The sequence below is a fragment of the Pseudomonas sp. yb_2 genome (assembly GCF_043103905.1).
GTDB classification, from domain to species: Bacteria; Pseudomonadota; Gammaproteobacteria; order Pseudomonadales; family Pseudomonadaceae; genus Aquipseudomonas; species Aquipseudomonas alloputida.
Genome location: NZ_JBICKH010000012.1, coordinates 1 through 489 on the forward strand (window position 1 = coordinate 1; position 489 = coordinate 489).

The 489-nt window shown below is 54.8% G+C and carries 1 rRNA gene; it reads left to right on the forward strand.

Annotated features, from left to right (window positions below):
• The first annotated feature begins 66 nt into the window (after positions 1 to 66).
• Positions 67 to 182 (forward strand): 5S ribosomal RNA (gene rrf, locus ACF8FB_RS02795).
• Positions 183 to 489 lie beyond the last annotated feature (307 nt).

Genomic DNA, 489 nt, shown 5'->3' on the forward strand with positions numbered 1-489 from the left:
AGGCCACAAATATCGCATATCCGAATTCGCTGGGCTGTCCATCTGGACATTCTGGCAACAGAATTTCTTGACGACCATAGAGCATTGGAACCACCTGATCCCATCCCGAACTCAGTAGTGAAACGATGCATCGCCGATGGTAGTGTGGGGTTTCCCCATGTGAGAGTAGGTCATCGTCAAGATTCATTTCGCAAAACCCCTACCTGCGCACGCAGGTAGGGGTTTTGTCTTTGTGGGCAAAAAATTGGACCTGCTCGAGAGCGGAGATGGCACCGGCTTCGCCGGTGTTCGCGGGTAAACCCGCTCCTACAGAGGATGGTGCGAAGCCAGGCTAGAATGGCCTCAACGCAGCATTAACGTGACTTTCCCGCACCCCCCCTACGTCAAGACGTTGGTTCGGGGCACTTTTGCTCCTGGACCTGGCGATGCCAGCGTACCGTGCTGCGCATTTCTGGACTTCCCCGTCCCATCACTTGAGGTAGCAAGCAA